The following is a 17,384-nucleotide window of genomic DNA, read 5'->3' as shown; positions in this document are numbered from 1 at the left end:
GGAAGAGCCGTTCAACCAGCCGATCTTCAACGCCCCGCTGTTCGGCGGCAATTCAGGCTCGCTGCGGGTGTCCACGGCCAACCCGTTCCTGAGCGCCGCGGCGCGCGCCGCGATCCTTGCCCAGCCCGTCCCCCTGCCGGCCGATACAGCCTCGCCTGGCGACCAGATCTTCTTCCTGTCGCGCTCGTCCACGGACATCGGCACCAACAAGACCACGGCGGAAAGCGACACCCTTCGCGTGGTGGCCGGCCTCGAGGGCGAGTTCGACATCTTCGACCGCAACTTCGCCTGGAACGTCTCGGCCAACCGCGGCCGCACGGACGGCACGTTCCGCAGCCCGAACATCGACCAGTCGCGCTTCGTGCAGGCCATCGACGCGGTGCGTGACGGCGCCGGCGCCATCGTCTGCCGCGACCCGGTCGCCCGCGCGGCGGGCTGCGCACCGCTGAACCTGTTCGGCTTCGGCGCCCCCAGCGCCGCCGCGCTGACCTACGTCCAGGTGCAGTTCGCGAGCCAGTTCGAGATCACCCAGACGGTCTACGAAGGCAACCTGAACGGCCCGCTGATCAAGTTGCCGGCCGGCAACGTCAATGCCGCCGTCGGCTTCGAGTACCGTAAGGAAGAGAGCCAGTTCACGCCGAACGATCCGCAACGCCTGGGCATCGGCCGCTCGGCGCCGATCAGCGCGCTGACCGGCGAGTTCGACACCAAGGAGCTCTACGGCGAAGTGCTGGTCCCGCTGTTCGGCGGCGACTTCACCCTGCCCTTCCTGCACAGCCTCGAGGTCGAGGGCTCCTACCGCAAGATCGACCACAGCCAGGCGGGCGAAGACAAGGCCTACACCTATGGCCTGCGCTGGAAACCCATCGAGGACGTACTGTTCCGCGCCCAGCGGAGCCGCTCGTTCCGGGCGCCGGCGATCACCGAGGTCAACCTGCCCCAGGCGACCTCGTTCATCTCGGCGAATGACCCCTGCGACTTCCGCAACATCACCACCGGCCCGAACCCCACCGCGCGCCAGGCCAACTGCCGCGCCGCCTTCGCGGCCCTGGGCCTGCCCGCCACCTTCAGCCTGACCTCCCAGGTCCAGGCCGCCACGGTGCAGGGCGGCACATCGGGCAATCCGAACCTGAGCAATGAGATCGCCAAGCAGTGGTCGGCGGGCTTCGTGTTCCAGCCGCGCTTCGTGCCGAACCTGGCGATCAGCTTCGACTGGGTCGACATCGACCTGACCAACGCGATCTTCAACTTCGGCCTGACCTCGATCTTGCAGGTCTGCTACGACAGCCCCGGCACGCCCCCGGAAGCCTGCAATCGCTTCCTGCGTGGTGCGGCGGCGGCGGCCCGGCCCGGCCAGATCCTCGGCTTCGGCGAGACCAACGGCGCGGGCGTCACCTCGATCGGGCCGCAGACCGGCTTCGTCAACGCCGGCTACATCAACTTCCAGGGCCTCACCCTGGGCGTGAACTACCGGGTGGACCTGGCCGACTTGGAAGACATCGCGCCGCTGTTGAACGGCAACCCGGGCAGCCTGGCCTTCGACTTCGACCTGTTCCACGTGAACAAGCAGGAGACCTCGGTCACCGGCCTCGGCTTCGACCTGAACGACGACAAGAACGAGATCGGCAACGCTGACCTGCAGTGGAAGCTGGAAAGCACTTATAAGCGCGACCCGTTCTCGGTGATCTGGACGATGAACTACATCGGCAAGTCCGAGTTCAACAACGACTTCACCATCGAGACGCGCTTTCCGCTCGTGGTGGACGACTACCTGGTCCACGACTTGGCGTTCTCCTACAACCTCGACGATCTGGCCTCGAGCTGGGGCTTTGGCCTCGACGAGATGACCGCGCGCCTGATCGTGCGCAACGTCGGCGACACGGAGGCCCCGTTCGGCACCACCGGCTTGGCCGTCTACGACGCCATCGGCCGCTACTACCAGGTGGGCCTCACCGCCCGCTTCTAGGCGCGTCGGAGAACAAGGAAAGGGCCGCCGGCGTCACAGCCGGCGGCCCTCTTCATGCGGGGATGTAGGCCGTCTAGGCCGGCTGCATCTGGCGCAACCCACTCATCCGGGCCAGGCGCTGCTCGATGATCTCCTCGGCCTCGCGCACGATCCGGTGGATCAGCTCGGCGCAGGTGGGGATGTCGTGGATCAGCCCCTGGACCTGGCCTGCCGACCAGATGCCGTGGTCTGGATCTCCGTCCTCATAGACCACCCGGCCGCGGACGCCGGCCACCAGCGCCTTGACGTCCTCGAAGGTGGCGTCCCCGCGCCGCTCGATCGCCACGACCTCCTGGCTGACCGCGTTCCTGGCCACGCGGGCGGTGTTGTGCAGGGTGTGGAAGATCAGGTCCGTGGCGCGCTCGTCATTGGCGACGATCTGCTCCTTCACCCGCTGGTGGATCGGGCTCTCCACCGTGCACATGAAGCGCGTGCCCATGTTGATGCCGTCGGCGCCCAGGGCCAGGGCCGCCACCAAGCCGCGGGCGTCACCGAAGCCCCCCGAGGCGATCATCGGGATCTTCACCTTGTCCGCCGCCGCCGGGATCAGGATCAGCCCGGGGATGTCGTCCTCGCCCGGGTGGCCAGCGCACTCGAAGCCGTCCATGGAGATGGCGTCCACCCCCATGCGTTAGGCCGACAGGGCGTGGCGCACGGCGGTGCACTTGTGGATCACCTTGATGCCGTGTTCCTTGAAGTGGTCGACGTGCTCCTGCGGCTTGTAGCCGGCGGTCTCGACGATCTTGATCCCGCTATCGATGATCGCCTGGCGGTACGCCGCATAGGGTGGCGGGGTGATCGTCGGCAGGATGGTCAGGTTCACCCCGAACGGCTTGTCGGTCAGCTTGCGGCAGCGGTCGATCTCAGCGCGCAGGGCGTCCGGGGTCGGCTGGGTCAGGGCGGTGATGAAGCCCAGGCCGCCGGCGTTGGCCACGCCAGCCACCAGCTCGGCGCGGCCCACCCACTGCATGCCGCCCTGGATGATGGGGTGCTCGATCCCGAAGGTCTCGGTGAACCGGGTCTTCAGCGCCATGACGTCCCTCCAAACGATTGTTTGGACGATACTGAAACCGCAGACGCAGCGTCAGGCAAGCGATCGGTTCAGGAGAGTCCCGAGCGACCGATGGCGTAGAAGCGCTCCGCCCGGCGCTTGCGCAGATCCTCAGCGCTCATGCCGGCCAGGGCCTTCAGCTCCTCCTCCACCGCGTCGCCCACCGCCTGCATCGCCGCCTCGGGATCGGAATGGGCGCCGCCGGCGGGCTCCGGGATGATCCGGTCGACGATCTTCATACCCAGCAGGTCCTGGGCGGTGATCTTCATGGCCTTGGCCGCCTCCGCCGCGGTGCGCCCGCCGCGCCACAGGATGGAGTTGGCGCCTTCCGGCGTGATCACCGAATAGATGGCGTGTTCCAGGATCAGCACGCGATTGGCGCCGGCCAATGCGATGGCGCCGCCGGAGCCGCCCTCCCCGGTCACAACCGCGACGTTGGGCACGTTGAGCATCAGGCACTTCTCGGTGGACCGCGCGATCGCCTCGGCCACGCCGCGTTCCTCGCTGGCCACCCCCGGATAGGCGCCTGCGATGTCGATGAAACTGACCACGGGCAGGTTGAACTGTTCGGCCAGCTCCATCAGCCGGACCGCCTTGCGGAAGCCCTCCGGCCGGCCATAGCCGAAGTTGTGTTTCACCCGGGTGACGGTGTCGCGGCCCTTCTCGTGGCCTATCACCACCACCGGCTGGCCGCGGAAACGGCCCAACCCGCCCATGATCGCCTGGTCGTCGGCGAACTTGCGGTCGCCGCGCAGTTCTTGGAATTCGTCGATCAGGGCGGCGGCGTAGTCGATGAAGTGCGGGCGGTCCGGGTGGCGGGCGACCTGGGTCTTCTGCCAAGGGTCAAGCTTGGCGTAGGCCTCGCGGCGCATCTGATGGGCGCGGCCGCGCAGGGCCTCGATCTCGCCCTCGAAGGCCCCGGGACTGGCGTCGGACAGCTTGGACAGCTCCTCGATCTTGGCTTCGAGGTCGGCGATCGGGCGCTCGAACTCGAGGTAATGCACGGCCATTCGAGGTTCGTTTCCTGGGTAGCGCGGGGGCGGCGGAAATTAGGCGCGATCGGTTGGCGGAACAAGCCCGCCACCACGGCGAAGCCTGAATGCAACTCGGCCCCGGCTTTGGCGTTCTGCTAGCGGAGGTCGAGCCAAGCCCGAGACCATTGGGGGGCTGGCTGCGGACGTGGCGCGTCTTTGTCGTAGTGCGCGGACCCTCGCTTTGACACCGAACCGTGCTCGAAGAGAAATGGAGATATGCCATGAACACGTCGATGAGAGTCGGTTTGGCCTCGGTGCTCGCGCTGGCGACCGCCGCGCCCGCCTTCGCCCAGTACCAGCCGACCCCCCAGTACCAGCGCGACCAGCGGGCCTATGAAGGCCAGCGCGCGCAGTACGAGCAGAGCCGCGAGAACTATCGTGAGGCCAGCCAGGACTACGCCCAGGCTCGCCGCGACTATGATCGCCGCCGCGCTGACTGGGAACGCGCCCGCGCGGCCTATGACGACCGCTACGGCTACGGTTCGTACAGCCGCGTCTATGGCGCGGCGCCGATCTGGGACGAGGCCCGCTATTCGACCCCGTCAGCCGCCTACTACGGCGCCAACACCGCCTATTCGAACGCTGACTGCCGCCCGAACAACAATTCGTCAGTGACGGCCGGCATCATCGGCGCGCTCGCCGGTGCGGCCCTGGGTTCCAACGTCGCGGCCCGCAATGCGCGGACCGAAGGCGCGGTGCTTGGCGCGGTGGTGCTCGGCGGGATCGGCGCCGCCGTAGGCGCCGCCAACGACCGCTACAAGTGCGACGCCCGCGGGCCCTACTACAATCGGGCCGACACGATGGCGTACCGCGAGAGCGCCTACGACCGCCGGCGCGCCTCGGGCCGCTACAACTACAGCTACTACAACCGCCAGCGGTGCCGCTTGGCGCCGGCCTCGGTGGATTCCTACGGCGAGGACTATCGCTACGTCCGGGTCTGCCCGGATCGCGACGGTCGCTATCGGATCACCGGCTAGGCCAACCTGATCTGAGATAAACTTGGAAGGCCGCTCCGCAAGGGGCGGCCTTCTGCCGTCTGGCTCAGCGCTTCCGGGACAGCGGGTGCTTGGTCTCCACCACCTCGCGCAGCCGTTCGCCCGCCACGTGGGTGTAGATCTGGGTGGTGGCGATATCAGCATGGCCCAGCAGCGTCTGGACGACGCGCAGGTCAGCCCCGCCCTCAAGCAGATGGGTGGCGAAGGCGTGGCGCAGGACGTGCGGACTGACCCGGGCCGGGTCGACGCCGGCGGCCACGGCCGCTTCATCCAGGAGCTGGGCGAACCGGCGCGGGGTCAGCTGCCCGCCGCGGCCCCGCGAGGGGAACAGCCAGGGATTGGCCTTGTCCCCCTTGGGCAGGAAGCCCGGACGCGCGGTCAGGTAGGCCTTCACCGCCGTCCGCGCGGCGTCGTTCAGCGGAGCGAGCCGTTCCTTGCCGCCCTTGCCCTTGACGATCACATAGGCCGGGTCGTGGGCCACGGTCGCCAGCGGCAGGCTGGTGAGTTCTGAGATGCGCAGACCGGAGGCGTAGGCCAGCTCCACCATGCAGGCCAGCCGCAGCCCCTGGCCGCCGTCGCGCGCCGCCGCCGCCGCGATCAGCCGGTCGATCTCGTCGGCGGTCAGCACCTTGGGCAGGCTGCGGCCCTGGCGGGGCGCCTCGACCCGGCGCGAGGGATCGTCGGCCCGCCAGCCCTCGCCCAGCACGAAGCGGTAGAACTGCCGCACCGCCGATCGGCGCCGGGCCGCCGTGGCGGGCGCCAAGCCGCGGGCGCCCAGGTCCGCGAAATAGGCCTCCACATCCTGCGTCGCCGCATCCGCCAGGTCCCGCCCGCGGGCCGCCAGGAACCCGGAGGCGTCGGTCAGGTCGCGGGTGTAGGCGGTGAGCGTGTTGCGGGCGGCGGCGCGCTCCACTGACATCATCTCCAGGAAGGCCTCGGCCCAGGCTGGCCCCTTGCCGCTCATTTCAGCGCAACCAGGCCCTCGACAGCGAAGGCCCGCGCGTCAGCCTCCAGGCCAACCTGGGCGAGGGCCCGGACAATCTGCGCCCGGTCGACGACCCCCGGGCCCGCCGCGCCGGCCTCCGCCGCGGTCCACAGGACCAGGAGCGCGGTCTCGCCCATCAGCTTGCGGCTGGCGGCGTCGTCGAGGGCCAGCGAGCGCCCGGCCGGCGCCTTGCCCCCCGCCAGGGCGAACCCTGCCAGCCGGGCGCGGTCGTCGGGCGCCAGTTGCGGGCTGAGCGCGGCCGCCAGCAGGGCGGCGGACTGCAGCCGGCCGCGCGCCTTGGAGTCCGCGTCACCCGCCGCTTGGATCAGGGCGCCCAGGGCGCCCTCGGGCACAGCCTGGCCCGAGGCGATGATCCCGGCGACGCCGCCGATATCGTCCTGAAGGGTGGTGAGGTCCCAGGTGGGCCCTTTGGGTTCGCCAGCCGCAGGCTCCACCGCCAGACCCAGGCTGCGCGAGAGCGCCCGGTCGAGGCCGTTGCGGATGGAGGCCGCGCCCGGGCCGCCGCCGCCTGCGAGCTTCGCCGTCATCAGCCGGGCATAAATCGGGTCACGGGCCTGGGCCTGGGCCAGGTCGAAGGTTAGCTGGGCCTGGGCGGTCTCGCCGGCGAGCGCCAGGCAGTAGCTGCGCAGCCTGAGCCAGTAGACGTCATCGCGGCCAACTCCCAGCGCTTGGGCGACGGCGCAGGACCGGGCGTCGTCCCCGGCCACCAAAGCGCTTTCCGCGGCGGCGCGCGACAGTTCGGCGCTGCGCCCAAGTCCTGGCGCGCGCGCCAGGATGACGGCGGCGGCCCCGGCGTCGCCCAGCGCCAGGAGGGCGCTGGCCCGCAGGCCCGCCATGCCCGCGTCCGACCCGGCCGGCCCCGGCGCTCCAGTGGCCAGGATGCGCCGGGCGAGCGCCGCCGCCGCGGGCGACAGGGGCCGGGCGGCCAATCTGGGCAGGACGGCCCGGGCGGTTACGGCCGACGCCGCGCGCCACAGGTCCGCCGGCAAGCCGGTCGGCCGGCCGGCCACGGAGAAGGCGTCCGGCGCGGCCAGCGGCGCCACGTCGACAGGCAGGCCCGCCGCCGTCCCGCCCATGGCAAGGGCCGCCAGCGTCGCCACGATCATGGGGATACGCACCATCGGCGCAGCATACCGGCCCCGGGAAGTTGGCGCGAGGCCGCGCGCTCGTGTAAGCCTTCGCCGTTCATGGACCGCTACGTACCGCTGCGCCGCCGCACCATCGCCCTCGTGGGCCTGATGGGTGTCGGCAAATCCAGCGTGGGCCGCCGGCTGGCCAACGCCCTGGACCTGCCATTCCAGGACGCCGACGCCGAGGTCGAGGCCGCCGCCGGCCGATCCATTCCTGACATCTTCGCCGAACTCGGCGAGCCCGCCTTCCGCGAGGGCGAGCGCCGGGTGATCGCCCGCCTGCTGGAGCAGCCGCCACATATCCTGGCCACCGGCGGCGGCGCCTTCATGAACGACGACACCCGTGCGCTGATCAAGTCGAAGGCGGTCTCGGTCTGGCTGAAGGCCGACCTGGACGTGCTGGCCCGCCGGGTGGGACGCAAGGACACCCGCCCGCTGCTGGCTGGCCAGGACCCGCTGACCGTCCTGGAAGCGCAGGCCCAGGCCCGCTATCCCGCCTACGCCCAGGCCGACATCACCGTGGAGACCGGCGACGCCGCCCACCACGTGACCGTCGATCAGGTGATCCGCGCCCTGGCGGCCTATGTCGAGGCGCCCGCCCCATGATCCGCAGCATCGCCGTCGGCCTGGGCGCGCGGGCCTATGATGTGGTGGTCGGGCAAGGGCTGCTGGACACGGCCGGCGAACGGATGTCGCCCTTCCTGAAGCGGCGGCGCACCGCGGTGGTCAGCGACGAGACCGTCTGGGGCCTGCATGGCGCGCGCCTGACGGCCGCCCTGCAGCACGCCGGCATCGAGACACATCCGGTGGTGGTGGCGCCGGGCGAGCAGGCCAAGAGCTTCGACGGCCTAGCCGCGCTAACCGACCGTCTGCTGGCCCTAGAACTCGACCGCGGCGACGTGATCACAGCCTTCGGCGGCGGCGTTGTGGGCGACCTCGCGGGATTTGCGGCGGCCATCTACAAGCGCGGCATCGATTTCGTACAGATTCCCACCACCCTCCTGGCGCAGGTGGATTCCTCGGTGGGCGGCAAGACCGCCATCGACACGCCGCGGGGCAAGAACCTGGTGGGCGCCTTCCATCAGCCGCGCCTGGTGCTGGCGGACCTCGGTATCCTGGCGACCTTGCCGCAACGCGAGGTGCGCGCCGGCTACGCCGAGGTGATCAAGTACGGCCTCCTGGGCGACTTGGCGTTCTTCGAGTGGCTGGAGGCCAATGGCGCCGCGGTGCTGGCTCGCGAGCCCGCCGCTCTGACGCGGGCCGTCTCGCGGTCGGTGGAGATGAAGGCGCAGATCGTGGCCGAGGACGAGACCGAACAGAGCCGCCGGGCGCTGCTCAACCTCGGTCACACCTTCGGCCATGCGCTGGAGGCGGAGACCGGCTTCGGCGAGGCCTTGCTGCACGGCGAGGCGGTGGCCCTGGGCCAGGCTCTGGCCTTCCGCTTCTCCGCTGGCCAGGGGCTGTGCTCCAGCCAGGATGCCGGCCGCGCCGCAGCCGCCATCGCCGCCGCAGGCCTGCCGACCAAACTTTCCCAGCTCCCCGGCCCGTCCAGCGCCCAGCGCCTGGTGCGTCACATGGGCCAGGACAAGAAGGCTGAGGCCGGCAAGCTGACCTTCATCCTGACCCGCGGCCTGGGCGACGCCTTCGTCGCCCGCGACGTGGACCCCGAGGCCGTACGCCGTTTCATGATCACCGAAGGAGCCCAGCCGTGAACATCGCGGCCCTGATCGCCGGCCTCGCGCCCTCGCTGATCATCCTCCTGACCCTCTCGGGCCTGCTGTCGGCGGCCGAAACCTCGATGACGGCGGCCAGCCGCGGCCGCCTGCACCAGCTAGAGCGCGACGGCGACCGCGCCGCGCGCCGGGTGAACGAAATGATCGCCAACCAGGAAACCATGATCGGGGCCATCCTGCTGGCCAACAACGTCATCAACATTGGCGCGTCGGCCCTCACCACCAGCGTGCTCACCGCCGTCTTCCCAGGGGTGATGGGGGCGGTGATCGCCACGCTGGTGATGACCGTGCTGGTGGTGGTGTTCAGCGAGATTCTGCCCAAAACTCTGGCCATCGCCCGCCCCGACGACGTGGCGCGGGCGCTGTCAATCCCGACCTACTGGACGGTGCGGATCTTCGGGCCCCTGGCCAACGGCGCCCAGTGGATCGTGCGCCACACTCTGCGGCCGTTCGGCATCCGCCTGGACATGGGCACCGACGTGCTGGCCGCACACGAGGAGATCCGCGGGGCGGTGGAGTACCACCACTCCGAGGGCCTGGTGGAAAGCCACGACCGCTGGATGCTGGGCGGGGTGCTGGACCTGGGCGAAATGGGCGTCGGCGAGGTGATGGTCCACCGCAAGGCCATCGCGATGATCGACGGCGACATGACTCCGCGCGAGATCGTCGCCGCCGCCCTGGAAAGCGCCCACAGCCGGCTGCCGATATATCGCGGCGACCCGGAGAACATCGTCGGCGTCCTGCACGCCAAGGATCTGTTGCAGGCCATGGTCGAGGCCAACGGCAAGATCGACGCCCTCAACGTGCCGCGCATCCTGCGCGAGCCCTGGTTCATCCCGGAGACCACCAGCCTGAAGGACCAGCTGGCGGCCTTCCTTAAGCGCCAGACCCACTTCGCCCTGGTGGTGGACGAGTACGGCGCCCTACAGGGCCTGGTCACCCTCGAGGATATCCTCGAGGAGATCGTCGGCGAGATCGAGGACGAGCACGACGTGGTGGCGCCGGGCGTCGCGCCAGCCCCGGACGGCTCGGTGGTGGTGGACGGCTCGGTGACGATCCGCGACCTGAACCGGGCCATGAACTGGGACCTGCCCGACGACGAGGCGGTGACGGTGGCTGGCCTGCTGATCCACGAGGCGCAGAAAATACCCGACGTGGGCCAGGTGTTCAGCTTCCATCGCCATCAGTTCCGGGTGAACGAGCGCAAGGGCAACCAGATCACCGTTCTGCGGATATCCGCGCCCAAGGTCCGCCAGTAATGACCCTAGGTCGGGCGGCCTGCTCGATGCTTGACCGCGGGCGGCGTTTGCCCTCTGCTCACCCTACCGTCGAGGGCCGGGACCTGTTTGGACGCTTACGCCGCCTTGGGGGTCGCCTACTGATGATTGAAGAGAAAGCCCTCGCCGGCTTGACGGGGCCGACGGCTCACATTTATCGCCATCCGCCATCAGCCGCGGGGAGCCTTTTCCCGCAATCCTCGGAGCTCAACCGATGACCGACACGGCCAACCTCAAAGGCCTGCGGGTGCTCGTCGTCGAAGACGAGATGATGGTGTCGATGCTCATCGAGGACATGCTCACCGACCTGGGCTGCACCGTCGTGGGACCAGCCTCGCGGCTGGACGAGGCGATCGAGCTGGCCAACAGCGCCGAGATCGACTGCGCTGTCCTGGACGTCAACCTGGGAGGCCAGCCGATCTTCCCGCTGGCGGACCTGCTACGGGCCAAGGGTGCGCCGTTCGCCTTCGCCACCGGCTATGGCGACGCGGGCCTGCGCGATGTCGACAAGGGCTCCCTGGTCCTGCAGAAGCCATTCCGCGAGGGTGACCTGGCCCGGGTGCTGGGCGAACTGCGCGCCGCCGTCGCGGCGGACCGCTAGAGGTATCCGAACGCGCGTCCGGACCACTCGCTGACCAAGAGGCTCAGCGAGCCGGCCAGGCTGACCAGCGGCAACAACAGCTTCACGTTCCGTCTCCTCGAATGCCCTGCTCTGAAGCCAGGACGGGGGAGATAGACTGAATCCGACGCTAAGGCAGCGCCTGTTTCCGCAGAGCCGCTATGCGGAAACCCAGAGCCCTACCGGCCCTGGGCGATCAGGGCCGCAATTACCTTGTCCGGGGTGATCGGATAGTCGCGCAGCCGCACGCCGCAGGCGTTGTAGATGGCGTTGGCGATGGCCGCGCCAGCGCCGGCGATGCCAAGTTCACCGACCCCCTTGATGCCCAGGGGGTTGGCCTTGTCGTCCACCTCGTCCAGCAGGATGGCGTCCAGCTCGCCGATATCGGCCTGCACCGGCACCAGGTAGCTGGCCAGGTCCTGGTTGATCAGCGAGCCGTAGCGCGGATCGATGGCGTTGCCCTCGGTGAGCGCCGCGGCCACGCCCCAGATCATCCCGCCGGTTAGCTGGCTGCGGGCGGTCTTGGCGTTGATGATCCGGCCGGAGGCGAAGACCCCCAGCATCCGGCGCATGCGCACCTCGCCGGTGACGGTGTCGACGCCGACCTCGGCAAAGTGGGCGCCATAGGTGTGCTGGCTCCACTCCCGGGCATCCTCCGCCGGGCGGACCTGGCCCTCGGCGTAGAGGCCCTCCGGCGCCGCGCGGGCCACCAGGGCGGCCAGGGTCTCCGAGCGGTTGCCGATGGCGATGACGCCATCCTGGAAGGTCGCCTGCGCCGCCGGCCCGCCATAGAGCGGCGAGACGCTGTCCGCAGCCGCCAGGGTGGCGAGCGCCATCCGCAGGTTCATGCCGGCGTCGAGCGCCGCCGAACCGGCCGAGGCCGCGCCGAACTGTCCGCCCGACCCAAAGGCCGGCGGCAGGTCGGAATCGCCCAGCTCCACCCGCACCTGGCTCATCGGCACGCCCAGGGTCTCGGCGGTGATCTGCGCCAGGATCGTGTAGGTGCCGGTGCCGATGTCGGTCATAGCCTGGCGAAGGGTGACGATCCCCTCGGCGTCGATGAAGGCGCCGGCCTTGGCGGGGGTCAGGAAGTTGCCGCGGATCGCCGCGGCCATGCCCATGCCGACCTGCCAGCGCCCATCGCTGACCCGGCCGGGCTGCGGCATCCGCCGGTCCCAGCCGAACTGCTGCGCGCCTTCCTGCATGCAGCGGACCAGCTGGCGGATGGAGAACGGCTTGCCGGTCTCCGGGTCGCGTTCCGGCTCGTTGCGGATGCGCAGCTCGATGGGGTCCAGGCCGACCTTCTCGGCCAGCTCGTCCATGGCGCATTCCAGGCTGAGCATGCCGGGCGCCTCGCCGGGCGCACGCATCGGGCCCGCTGGCGGCAGGTCCAGCTGCACCAGCCGGTGGCCGGTCAGCCGGTTGGGCGCGGCGTAGAGATTGCGGGCGAAGTTGGCGGCATGCTCGGTGAACGAGCCGATCTGCTGGCAGTGGGTCCAGGCGATCAGCGACATGCCGGTGAGGCGGCCGTCCTTGCCCGCCGCCAGCCGCACCTTCTGCACGGTCGCCGGTCGGTGGATGGTGCCGTGGAACATGTGCTGGCGGTCGTAGGCGACCTTCACCGGCCGGCCCACGGCCCGCGCGCCCAGGGCCGCCAGCGTCAGATCCTCATAGCCCCGACCCTTCCCGCCGAAGCCGCCGCCCACATAGCGGGTGAACAGGTGGACGTTGGCGCGGGGCACCAGCAGCACCTCGGCCAGGGCGGCCTGGGCCGAGCGGACCATCTGCAGCGAGGTGTGGACGGTGAGCTTGTCGCCCTCCCACCAGGCGATGGTAGCGTGGGGTTCCATCTGGCAGTGGTTCTGGATCGGGGTTTCCCAACAGCCCTCGACGGTGACGGCCGCCTGCGCGAACGCCGCCTCGAAGTCACCGATGACCATGTCCTCCTCGCCGGGGGGATCGGTGGCGTCATCCAGGCTGGCGTGGAAGTCGGCGTCGGGGGTCTCCACGTCGTAGTGGAGGCGCACCAGGGCCGCGGCGGCTCGGGCGTTCTCGAAGGTGTCGGCGACCACGAAGGCGGCGGGCTGGTTGAAGTAGCTGATCCGGTCGGTTTCCAAGGCCGGGCCCGAGCCGCCGATGGCGCGGATCTCGTCCTTCTTGCCCTGGTCGGGGACGGTGGCGTGGGTCCAGACCAGCAAGACGCCGGGCGAGGCCTCCGCCGCACTCAGGTCCGCCCCGGTGATGCGGCCGCGGGCGATGGTGGCGGGCACCATCACGCCATAGGCGGGCGGCGAGGGCGGCTCGACCTCATAGGCGTAGGCGGCCGTGCCCGAGACCTTCAGCGGGCCCTCGTAGCGGTCGACACCCTTGCCGATAAGGCCCGAGCGGTTCTCCTTCACCGGATTGGACTGCGCGTCCCAGTCGAGCACCGAACTCATGCGACCCTCCCGGCGGCCTGATCGAGGGCGGCGGCGCCCAGCCGGCCCATCAGGGCGATCTTGAAGTCGTTGCGGCCATTGCCCGTGGCTGGCGCGAGCTCAGCGGCCATGGCCTCCGCGGCGGACGCGCCCGAGGCCAGCGCGGCCTCGGCCAGTTCGGCTCGCCACGGCTTGTGGGCGACAGCGCCCAGGGCCACCTGGCCACCGGCTACGGCGATGCTGGCCAGGCCCGCCGCGTAGGACGCCCGGTCGCGGACCTTGCGATAGAGTTGGCCGCCCTGAAGCGCGGGCGGCAGCACCACCGCCGTGATCAGCTCGCCCGGGATCAGGTGGGTCTCAATGTGCGGCGTGTGGCCCGGCAGGCGGTGCAGGCCGTCAAGGGCGAAGGCGCGGGTGTCGCCGGAGGGGGAGAGCGTCTCCACCACCGCGCCCAGGGCCACCAGCGCCACGGCCATGTCGGAGCTGTGGGTGGCGATACAGGCGGGGCTGGCGCCGAGGATCGCGGAGTTGCGGTTAAGGCCCTCAAGCGCGCTGCAGCCGGCGCCGGGCTGGCGCTTATTGCAGGGCTTGGTCACGTCATAGAAGTAGGCGCAGCGGGTGCGCTGCAGGAGGTTGCCGCCGACGCTGGCCTTGTTGCGAAGCTGCGGGGAGCCGCCGGCGACGATGGCCTGGGCCAGCACCGGATAGCGGGACCGCACGGTGGGATCGGCGGCCACCTGGCTGTTGGAGGCCATGGCGCCGATGCGAAGGCCCCCGTGGGTCGCCGGGCCGATGTCGGCCAGCGGCAGGCGGCCAACGTCGATCAGGTGCGCCGGGTGCTCGATCTCCAGCTTCATCAGGTCCAGCAGGTTGGTGCCGCCGGCGATGAAGCGGGACTCGGGGTTCTCCGCGGCGGCCCTTACGGCGGCCTGGGCGTCGCTCGCCCGCTCGTAGGTGAAGGGCCTCATGCCAGCGCCTTCGCGGCGTCCCTGATGGCCGCCACGATCTGCGGATAGGCCGAGCAGCGGCAGATGTTGCCGCTCATCCGCTCGCGGATTTCGTCGTCGCTCAGGGTCACCGGGCCGGCGATGTCCGGGCTCGCCTGGCTGGGCCAGCCATCGGCCACCTCCTGCAGCATGCCCAACGCCGAGCAGATCTGGCCCGGGGTGCAGTAGCCGCACTGGAAGGCGTCGCGCTCCAGGAACGCGGCCTGCATCGGATGCAGGCGGTCCGCCGCGCCGATCCCCTCGATGGTGGTGACCGCGTCGCCGTCGTGCATGGCCGCCAGCGACAGGCAGGCGTTGATGCGCACGCCGTTCACCAGCACCGTGCAGGCGCCGCACTGGCCGTGGTCGCAGCCCTTCTTGGTCCCCACCAGCCGCAGGTGTTCGCGCAGGGCGTCCAGCAAGGTGGTGCGCGGGTCGAGGTCGAGCGCGCGCGCCTCCCCGTTGACGGTTATCGTGGTCCGCAAAAGCCTGTCCCCTTCCAAAATAGCCCGGTGCGGCCCAGCGCACGTTACAACATGCGCGTGGCGCCTAGCCTTCGCCGGGCGCCAGCGCCTTCACCGACAGCGCGTGCAGCGGGCCGGCCAGTTCCTGCGCCAGGGCGTGGTAGACCATCCGCTGGCGGGCCACCTTGGCCGCGCCCACGAAAGCTTGCGCCTCAATAAGCACGTTGAAATGGCTCTCGCCCGCAGGGTTCGCCCCCTCATGCCCCTGGTGGCGCGCGGAGTCGTCCTCTATCTCCAGGCGCGAGGGCTGGAAGGCGGTCGTCAGCTTGTCGCGTATGGCATCGAATATGGCGCCCATCGCTCTCATCTTCAATTCTTGAACGGGATTCTTCTCCCCCCATACTTGGCCCATGCCCGGCGCGTTTCAATACAAGCCCAAGTTCAAGGACATCCGTGTCCGCCCGCCCTCCCTGGAGGAGGACGCGCGGGCGAGCGACGTGCATGCCCTGAAGCCCGGCGAGCGGGCCTGCGACCACCCCGGCTGCCGCAAGGCGGCCGGCGCCAGGGCGCCGAAGTCGCGCGACCTGATGCACGAGCACTACTGGTTTTGCCAGCCGCACGCGGCCGAGTACAATCGCAACTGGAACTTCTTCGCCGGGATGAGCGAGGGCGAGGTGCGGCGTCGCCAGCAGGACGAGCTGTTCGGCGGCGGGCGGCCCACCTGGGAGATGAAGGCCAGCCGCTACAGCCGTGAGGCGGCTTCGTCGTTCTCCAGCAAGTCCGCCCGGGGCCAGGGCTATCGCGACCCGTTCAACCTGTTCGGCGGCGGCGGCAACGGCGCCCGCGCGGCGGAGCCGCAAGGCCGCGCCCTGGGCAAGATCGAGCGCAACGCCCTGGCCGACCTGGACCTGGAGGACAGCGCCGACGGGGCGAAGATCCGCGCCCGCTACACCGAACTGGTCCGCCGCCTGCACCCCGACGCCAACGGCGGCGACCGCGCCGGGGAGAACCGCCTGCAACGGGTGATCAAGGCCTACCAGTCGCTGCGCAAGGCCGGGATGGTCTAGGCGCGCGCCGCCAGGATCGGCTGTGCCGGTGCGTCACCCTAAAAGCACAAAACAAGAACACACCAGTTGCCGATTGTCAAGGCCTTCCGCCACGAACGTCGCCAATGAGTGGAAAGTCGACGTTTGTGGGCTGCCAGTTGCGCCCGCGTGAGCCAGGGGCGAATATTTCGGACACTGCGCGGCATTGGCGGCTCGCCAGCAAATGATTGCCAACAACATCGCTCGGTGGCCAAAGCTGCCATGCGGCTCTCGGCTGCGACGCGCCTTGGGGGGATCGTCATGAGGATCAAACAGACAGTATGCCTGCTGGCGCTCGCCGCCTGTTTCGCAGGCACGGCCGGGGCACGGCCGCGCTCCGACACCACTGCCTCACCAACGAAACCCAGCATCGACGGGAACTGGCGGGTGAACTTCATCCTGCCGATGGAGTCGACGCCCGAGACACCCCAGTTGGTCGTGTCCGAGCAGGACGCCAAGGCCGTCGCCGCCGTCGCCGGCAAGGCGCTGTCCGACGAGTTCGCCGCGACGCTTGACCCCGAACTACCGATGCTGGTGACCCAGTCCGATGGCCTGGCGATCGTCCGGGGCCAGCGGCGCACCCGTGCGGTCGTCCAGCCGAGGGACGGCAAGCTGCCCTACACGGCGGCCGCGCGAAAGGAGCTCGCCGAGCCACCGCCCGACAGCCCGCGCGACAATCCCGAGCAGCGTCCCAATGCCGAGCGCTGCCTGGTGGGCCAGGGCCAGCCGCCGCTGTCGTCCTTCGCCCTGGATAGCCACATTCAAATCCTGCGGACGCGCGATCATGTGGTGATCCAGGTCGAATACGGCGGCGACGTTCGCATCGTGCCCCTGACGACGACGCACGCGCCAAAGGTGTCCTGGTCCCGACTCGGCGATTCCATCGGCCATTGGGAGGGCGACACCCTGGTCATTGAGACCGTAGGCATGCCCGACGCCGACCGCCTTCGCTTCGCGCCGACTCTGATCGTCCCGGGCGAGGCCACGGTGATCGAGCGGCTGACGCCGATCTCGGACCGCGAGATGCTCTATCAGTTCACCGTCATCGCGCCGAAGACCTACGCCGCCCCCTGGCTCGGCGAGTTCTCCTGGTTCCGCACCGACTTGCCGATGTACGAGCATGCCTGCCATGAGGGAAACTACTCCCTCGCCAACATCCTGTCGGGGGCGAGATACGAGGAGGCCGTCGCGAAGACCGCCGCCGCCTCGCGCTGAGAATATCCATGCAAAGGTGGAGCTCACCTCGGTTTCTTTGCGCGGAGAGCTGAGTCGGCCGACGTCCAGTTTGGGCCGGTAACGATCCCGATCCAGAAACCGGACATTGAAACTTGCCGCCAACGAGCGGTCGCTCAGAACTTCAGCTTAGGGTGGGGAGCGTAAGTTGGCGCACCACGCCGCAAGTGGGCGGGAATTGACCGCACGTCATCCGTCGGACACCGTGTCGACCATCAGGTCGGGGGACTGCGGACATGGCTGACGGAGCTGCGAACGCGCCGAGGCGAGGACGTGCCGCCAAGGCGTCGGCGCCCACCACGCCGGACCCTATCGAGATCGCGATGCTGGCGGTCAACGCCGGCGTTGC

The 17,384-nt window shown here is 69.7% G+C and carries 15 protein-coding genes and 1 pseudogene; 8 read left to right on the top strand and 8 right to left on the bottom strand.

The window, feature by feature from the left end; genetic code table 11:
* Positions 1-1,966 (top strand): TonB-dependent receptor domain-containing protein (locus ACLL81_RS04175; RefSeq protein ID WP_411287086.1); only part of this gene is annotated, 1,966 nt, incomplete at its 5' end.
* Positions 1,967-2,039: 73 nt separating this feature from the next.
* On the opposite strand, the pseudogene ACLL81_RS04170 reads toward ACLL81_RS04175, so the two are convergent.
* Both ACLL81_RS04170 and ACLL81_RS04165 read right to left on the bottom strand, forming a co-directional pair.
* A pseudogene (locus ACLL81_RS04170) lies at positions 2,040-3,038 on the bottom strand (NAD(P)H-dependent flavin oxidoreductase).
* 68 nt (positions 3,039-3,106) lie between these two features.
* Positions 3,107-4,066, bottom strand: coding sequence for an acetyl-CoA carboxylase carboxyltransferase subunit alpha (locus tag ACLL81_RS04165; protein ID WP_411287085.1), 960 nt, complete (start codon positions 4,064-4,066; stop codon positions 3,107-3,109).
* Positions 4,067-4,311: 245 nt separating this feature from the next.
* Here ACLL81_RS04165 and ACLL81_RS04160 point away from each other — a divergent pair, with 245 nt between their 5' ends.
* Positions 4,312-5,067: a hypothetical protein gene (locus ACLL81_RS04160; protein ID WP_411287084.1), complete on the top strand. Its 756-nt coding sequence runs from the start codon at positions 4,312-4,314 to the stop codon at positions 5,065-5,067.
* A gap of 64 nt (positions 5,068-5,131) precedes the next feature.
* Here the strand turns inward: ACLL81_RS04160 and ACLL81_RS04155 are convergent, their stop codons facing one another.
* Positions 5,132-6,049 carry a site-specific tyrosine recombinase XerD gene (locus ACLL81_RS04155; protein WP_411287083.1) on the bottom strand — a complete coding sequence of 306 codons (918 nt, stop codon included), beginning with the start codon at positions 6,047-6,049 and terminating at the stop codon, positions 5,132-5,134.
* Positions 6,046-7,212 carry a hypothetical protein gene (locus ACLL81_RS04150; RefSeq protein ID WP_411287082.1) on the bottom strand — a complete coding sequence of 389 codons (1,167 nt, stop codon included), beginning with the start codon at positions 7,210-7,212 and terminating at the stop codon, positions 6,046-6,048. Before ACLL81_RS04150 ends, ACLL81_RS04155 begins: the two co-directional genes overlap by 4 nt.
* A 66-nt stretch (positions 7,213-7,278) precedes the next feature.
* On the opposite strand from ACLL81_RS04150, the gene ACLL81_RS04145 reads away from it, so the two are divergent.
* From ACLL81_RS04145 to ACLL81_RS04130, 4 genes are all read left to right on the top strand, one after another.
* On the top strand, positions 7,279-7,827 hold the full coding sequence (locus ACLL81_RS04145; RefSeq protein ID WP_411287081.1) for a shikimate kinase: 549 nt from the start codon (positions 7,279-7,281) through the stop codon (positions 7,825-7,827).
* A complete protein-coding gene (gene aroB / locus ACLL81_RS04140; RefSeq protein WP_411287080.1) occupies positions 7,824-8,933 on the top strand; it encodes a 3-dehydroquinate synthase in 1,110 nt (369 codons plus the stop codon). The genes ACLL81_RS04145 and aroB overlap by 4 nt, the downstream gene beginning before the upstream one ends.
* A 2-nt stretch (positions 8,934-8,935) precedes the next feature.
* Positions 8,936-10,213 carry an HlyC/CorC family transporter gene (locus tag ACLL81_RS04135; protein WP_411287087.1) on the top strand — a complete coding sequence of 426 codons (1,278 nt, stop codon included), beginning with the start codon at positions 8,936-8,938 and terminating at the stop codon, positions 10,211-10,213.
* A gap of 232 nt (positions 10,214-10,445) precedes the next feature.
* Positions 10,446-10,832, top strand: coding sequence for a response regulator (locus ACLL81_RS04130; protein WP_411287079.1), 387 nt, complete (start codon positions 10,446-10,448; stop codon positions 10,830-10,832).
* Positions 10,833-11,029: 197 nt separating this feature from the next.
* Here the strand turns inward: ACLL81_RS04130 and ACLL81_RS04125 are convergent, their stop codons facing one another.
* The 4 genes from ACLL81_RS04125 to ACLL81_RS04110 form a co-directional block, all read right to left on the bottom strand.
* The gene (locus ACLL81_RS04125) at positions 11,030-13,288 is read right to left on the bottom strand and encodes a molybdopterin cofactor-binding domain-containing protein (protein ID WP_411287078.1); all 2,259 of its coding nucleotides are present in this window, start codon (positions 13,286-13,288) and stop codon (positions 11,030-11,032) included.
* Complete coding sequence (locus tag ACLL81_RS04120) at positions 13,285-14,235, bottom strand: FAD binding domain-containing protein (RefSeq protein ID WP_411287077.1); 951 nt, start codon at positions 14,233-14,235, stop codon at positions 13,285-13,287. The genes ACLL81_RS04125 and ACLL81_RS04120 overlap by 4 nt, the downstream gene beginning before the upstream one ends.
* Entirely contained in the window at positions 14,232-14,738 is a 507-nt protein-coding gene (locus tag ACLL81_RS04115) for a 2Fe-2S iron-sulfur cluster-binding protein (protein ID WP_411287076.1), read from the bottom strand. Before ACLL81_RS04115 ends, ACLL81_RS04120 begins: the two co-directional genes overlap by 4 nt.
* A gap of 64 nt (positions 14,739-14,802) precedes the next feature.
* Complete coding sequence (locus tag ACLL81_RS04110; protein ID WP_411287075.1) at positions 14,803-15,075, bottom strand: BolA family protein; 273 nt, start codon at positions 15,073-15,075, stop codon at positions 14,803-14,805.
* 52 nt (positions 15,076-15,127) lie between these two features.
* Here ACLL81_RS04110 and ACLL81_RS04105 point away from each other — a divergent pair, with 52 nt between their 5' ends.
* Together ACLL81_RS04105 and ACLL81_RS04100 are read left to right on the top strand one after the other, a co-directional pair.
* Complete coding sequence (locus tag ACLL81_RS04105; RefSeq protein WP_411287074.1) at positions 15,128-15,784, top strand: J domain-containing protein; 657 nt, start codon at positions 15,128-15,130, stop codon at positions 15,782-15,784.
* Positions 15,785-16,063: 279 nt separating this feature from the next.
* Entirely contained in the window at positions 16,064-17,017 is a 954-nt protein-coding gene (locus tag ACLL81_RS04100; RefSeq protein ID WP_411287073.1) for a hypothetical protein, read from the top strand.
* Positions 17,018-17,384: the final 367 nt, after the last annotated feature.

The sequence above is a fragment of the Phenylobacterium sp. genome, assembly GCF_046590535.1.
Lineage (GTDB): Bacteria > Pseudomonadota > Alphaproteobacteria > Caulobacterales > Caulobacteraceae > Phenylobacterium.
This window is presented reverse-complemented; position numbering and strand designations above follow the sequence as displayed.

Bases quoted from the DNA above. Each gene is read 5' to 3' on its own strand.
- ACLL81_RS04165 (WP_411287085.1), bottom strand. From the start codon at position 4,066: ATGGCCGTGCATTACCTCGAGTTCGAGCGCCCGATCGCCGACCTCGAA.
- ACLL81_RS04160 (WP_411287084.1), top strand. From the start codon at position 4,312: ATGAACACGTCGATGAGAGTCGGTTTGGCCTCGGTGCTCGCGCTGGCG.
- ACLL81_RS04155 (WP_411287083.1), bottom strand. From the start codon at position 6,049: ATGAGCGGCAAGGGGCCAGCCTGGGCCGAGGCCTTCCTGGAGATGATG.
- ACLL81_RS04150 (WP_411287082.1), bottom strand. From the start codon at position 7,212: ATGGTGCGTATCCCCATGATCGTGGCGACGCTGGCGGCCCTTGCCATG.
- ACLL81_RS04145 (WP_411287081.1), top strand. From the start codon at position 7,279: ATGGACCGCTACGTACCGCTGCGCCGCCGCACCATCGCCCTCGTGGGC.
- aroB (WP_411287080.1), top strand. From the start codon at position 7,824: ATGATCCGCAGCATCGCCGTCGGCCTGGGCGCGCGGGCCTATGATGTG.
- ACLL81_RS04130 (WP_411287079.1), top strand. From the start codon at position 10,446: ATGACCGACACGGCCAACCTCAAAGGCCTGCGGGTGCTCGTCGTCGAA.
- ACLL81_RS04125 (WP_411287078.1), bottom strand. From the start codon at position 13,288: ATGAGTTCGGTGCTCGACTGGGACGCGCAGTCCAATCCGGTGAAGGAG.
- ACLL81_RS04120 (WP_411287077.1), bottom strand. From the start codon at position 14,235: ATGAGGCCCTTCACCTACGAGCGGGCGAGCGACGCCCAGGCCGCCGTA.
- ACLL81_RS04110 (WP_411287075.1), bottom strand. From the start codon at position 15,075: ATGGGCGCCATATTCGATGCCATACGCGACAAGCTGACGACCGCCTTC.
- ACLL81_RS04105 (WP_411287074.1), top strand. From the start codon at position 15,128: ATGCCCGGCGCGTTTCAATACAAGCCCAAGTTCAAGGACATCCGTGTC.
- ACLL81_RS04100 (WP_411287073.1), top strand. From the start codon at position 16,064: ATGAGGATCAAACAGACAGTATGCCTGCTGGCGCTCGCCGCCTGTTTC.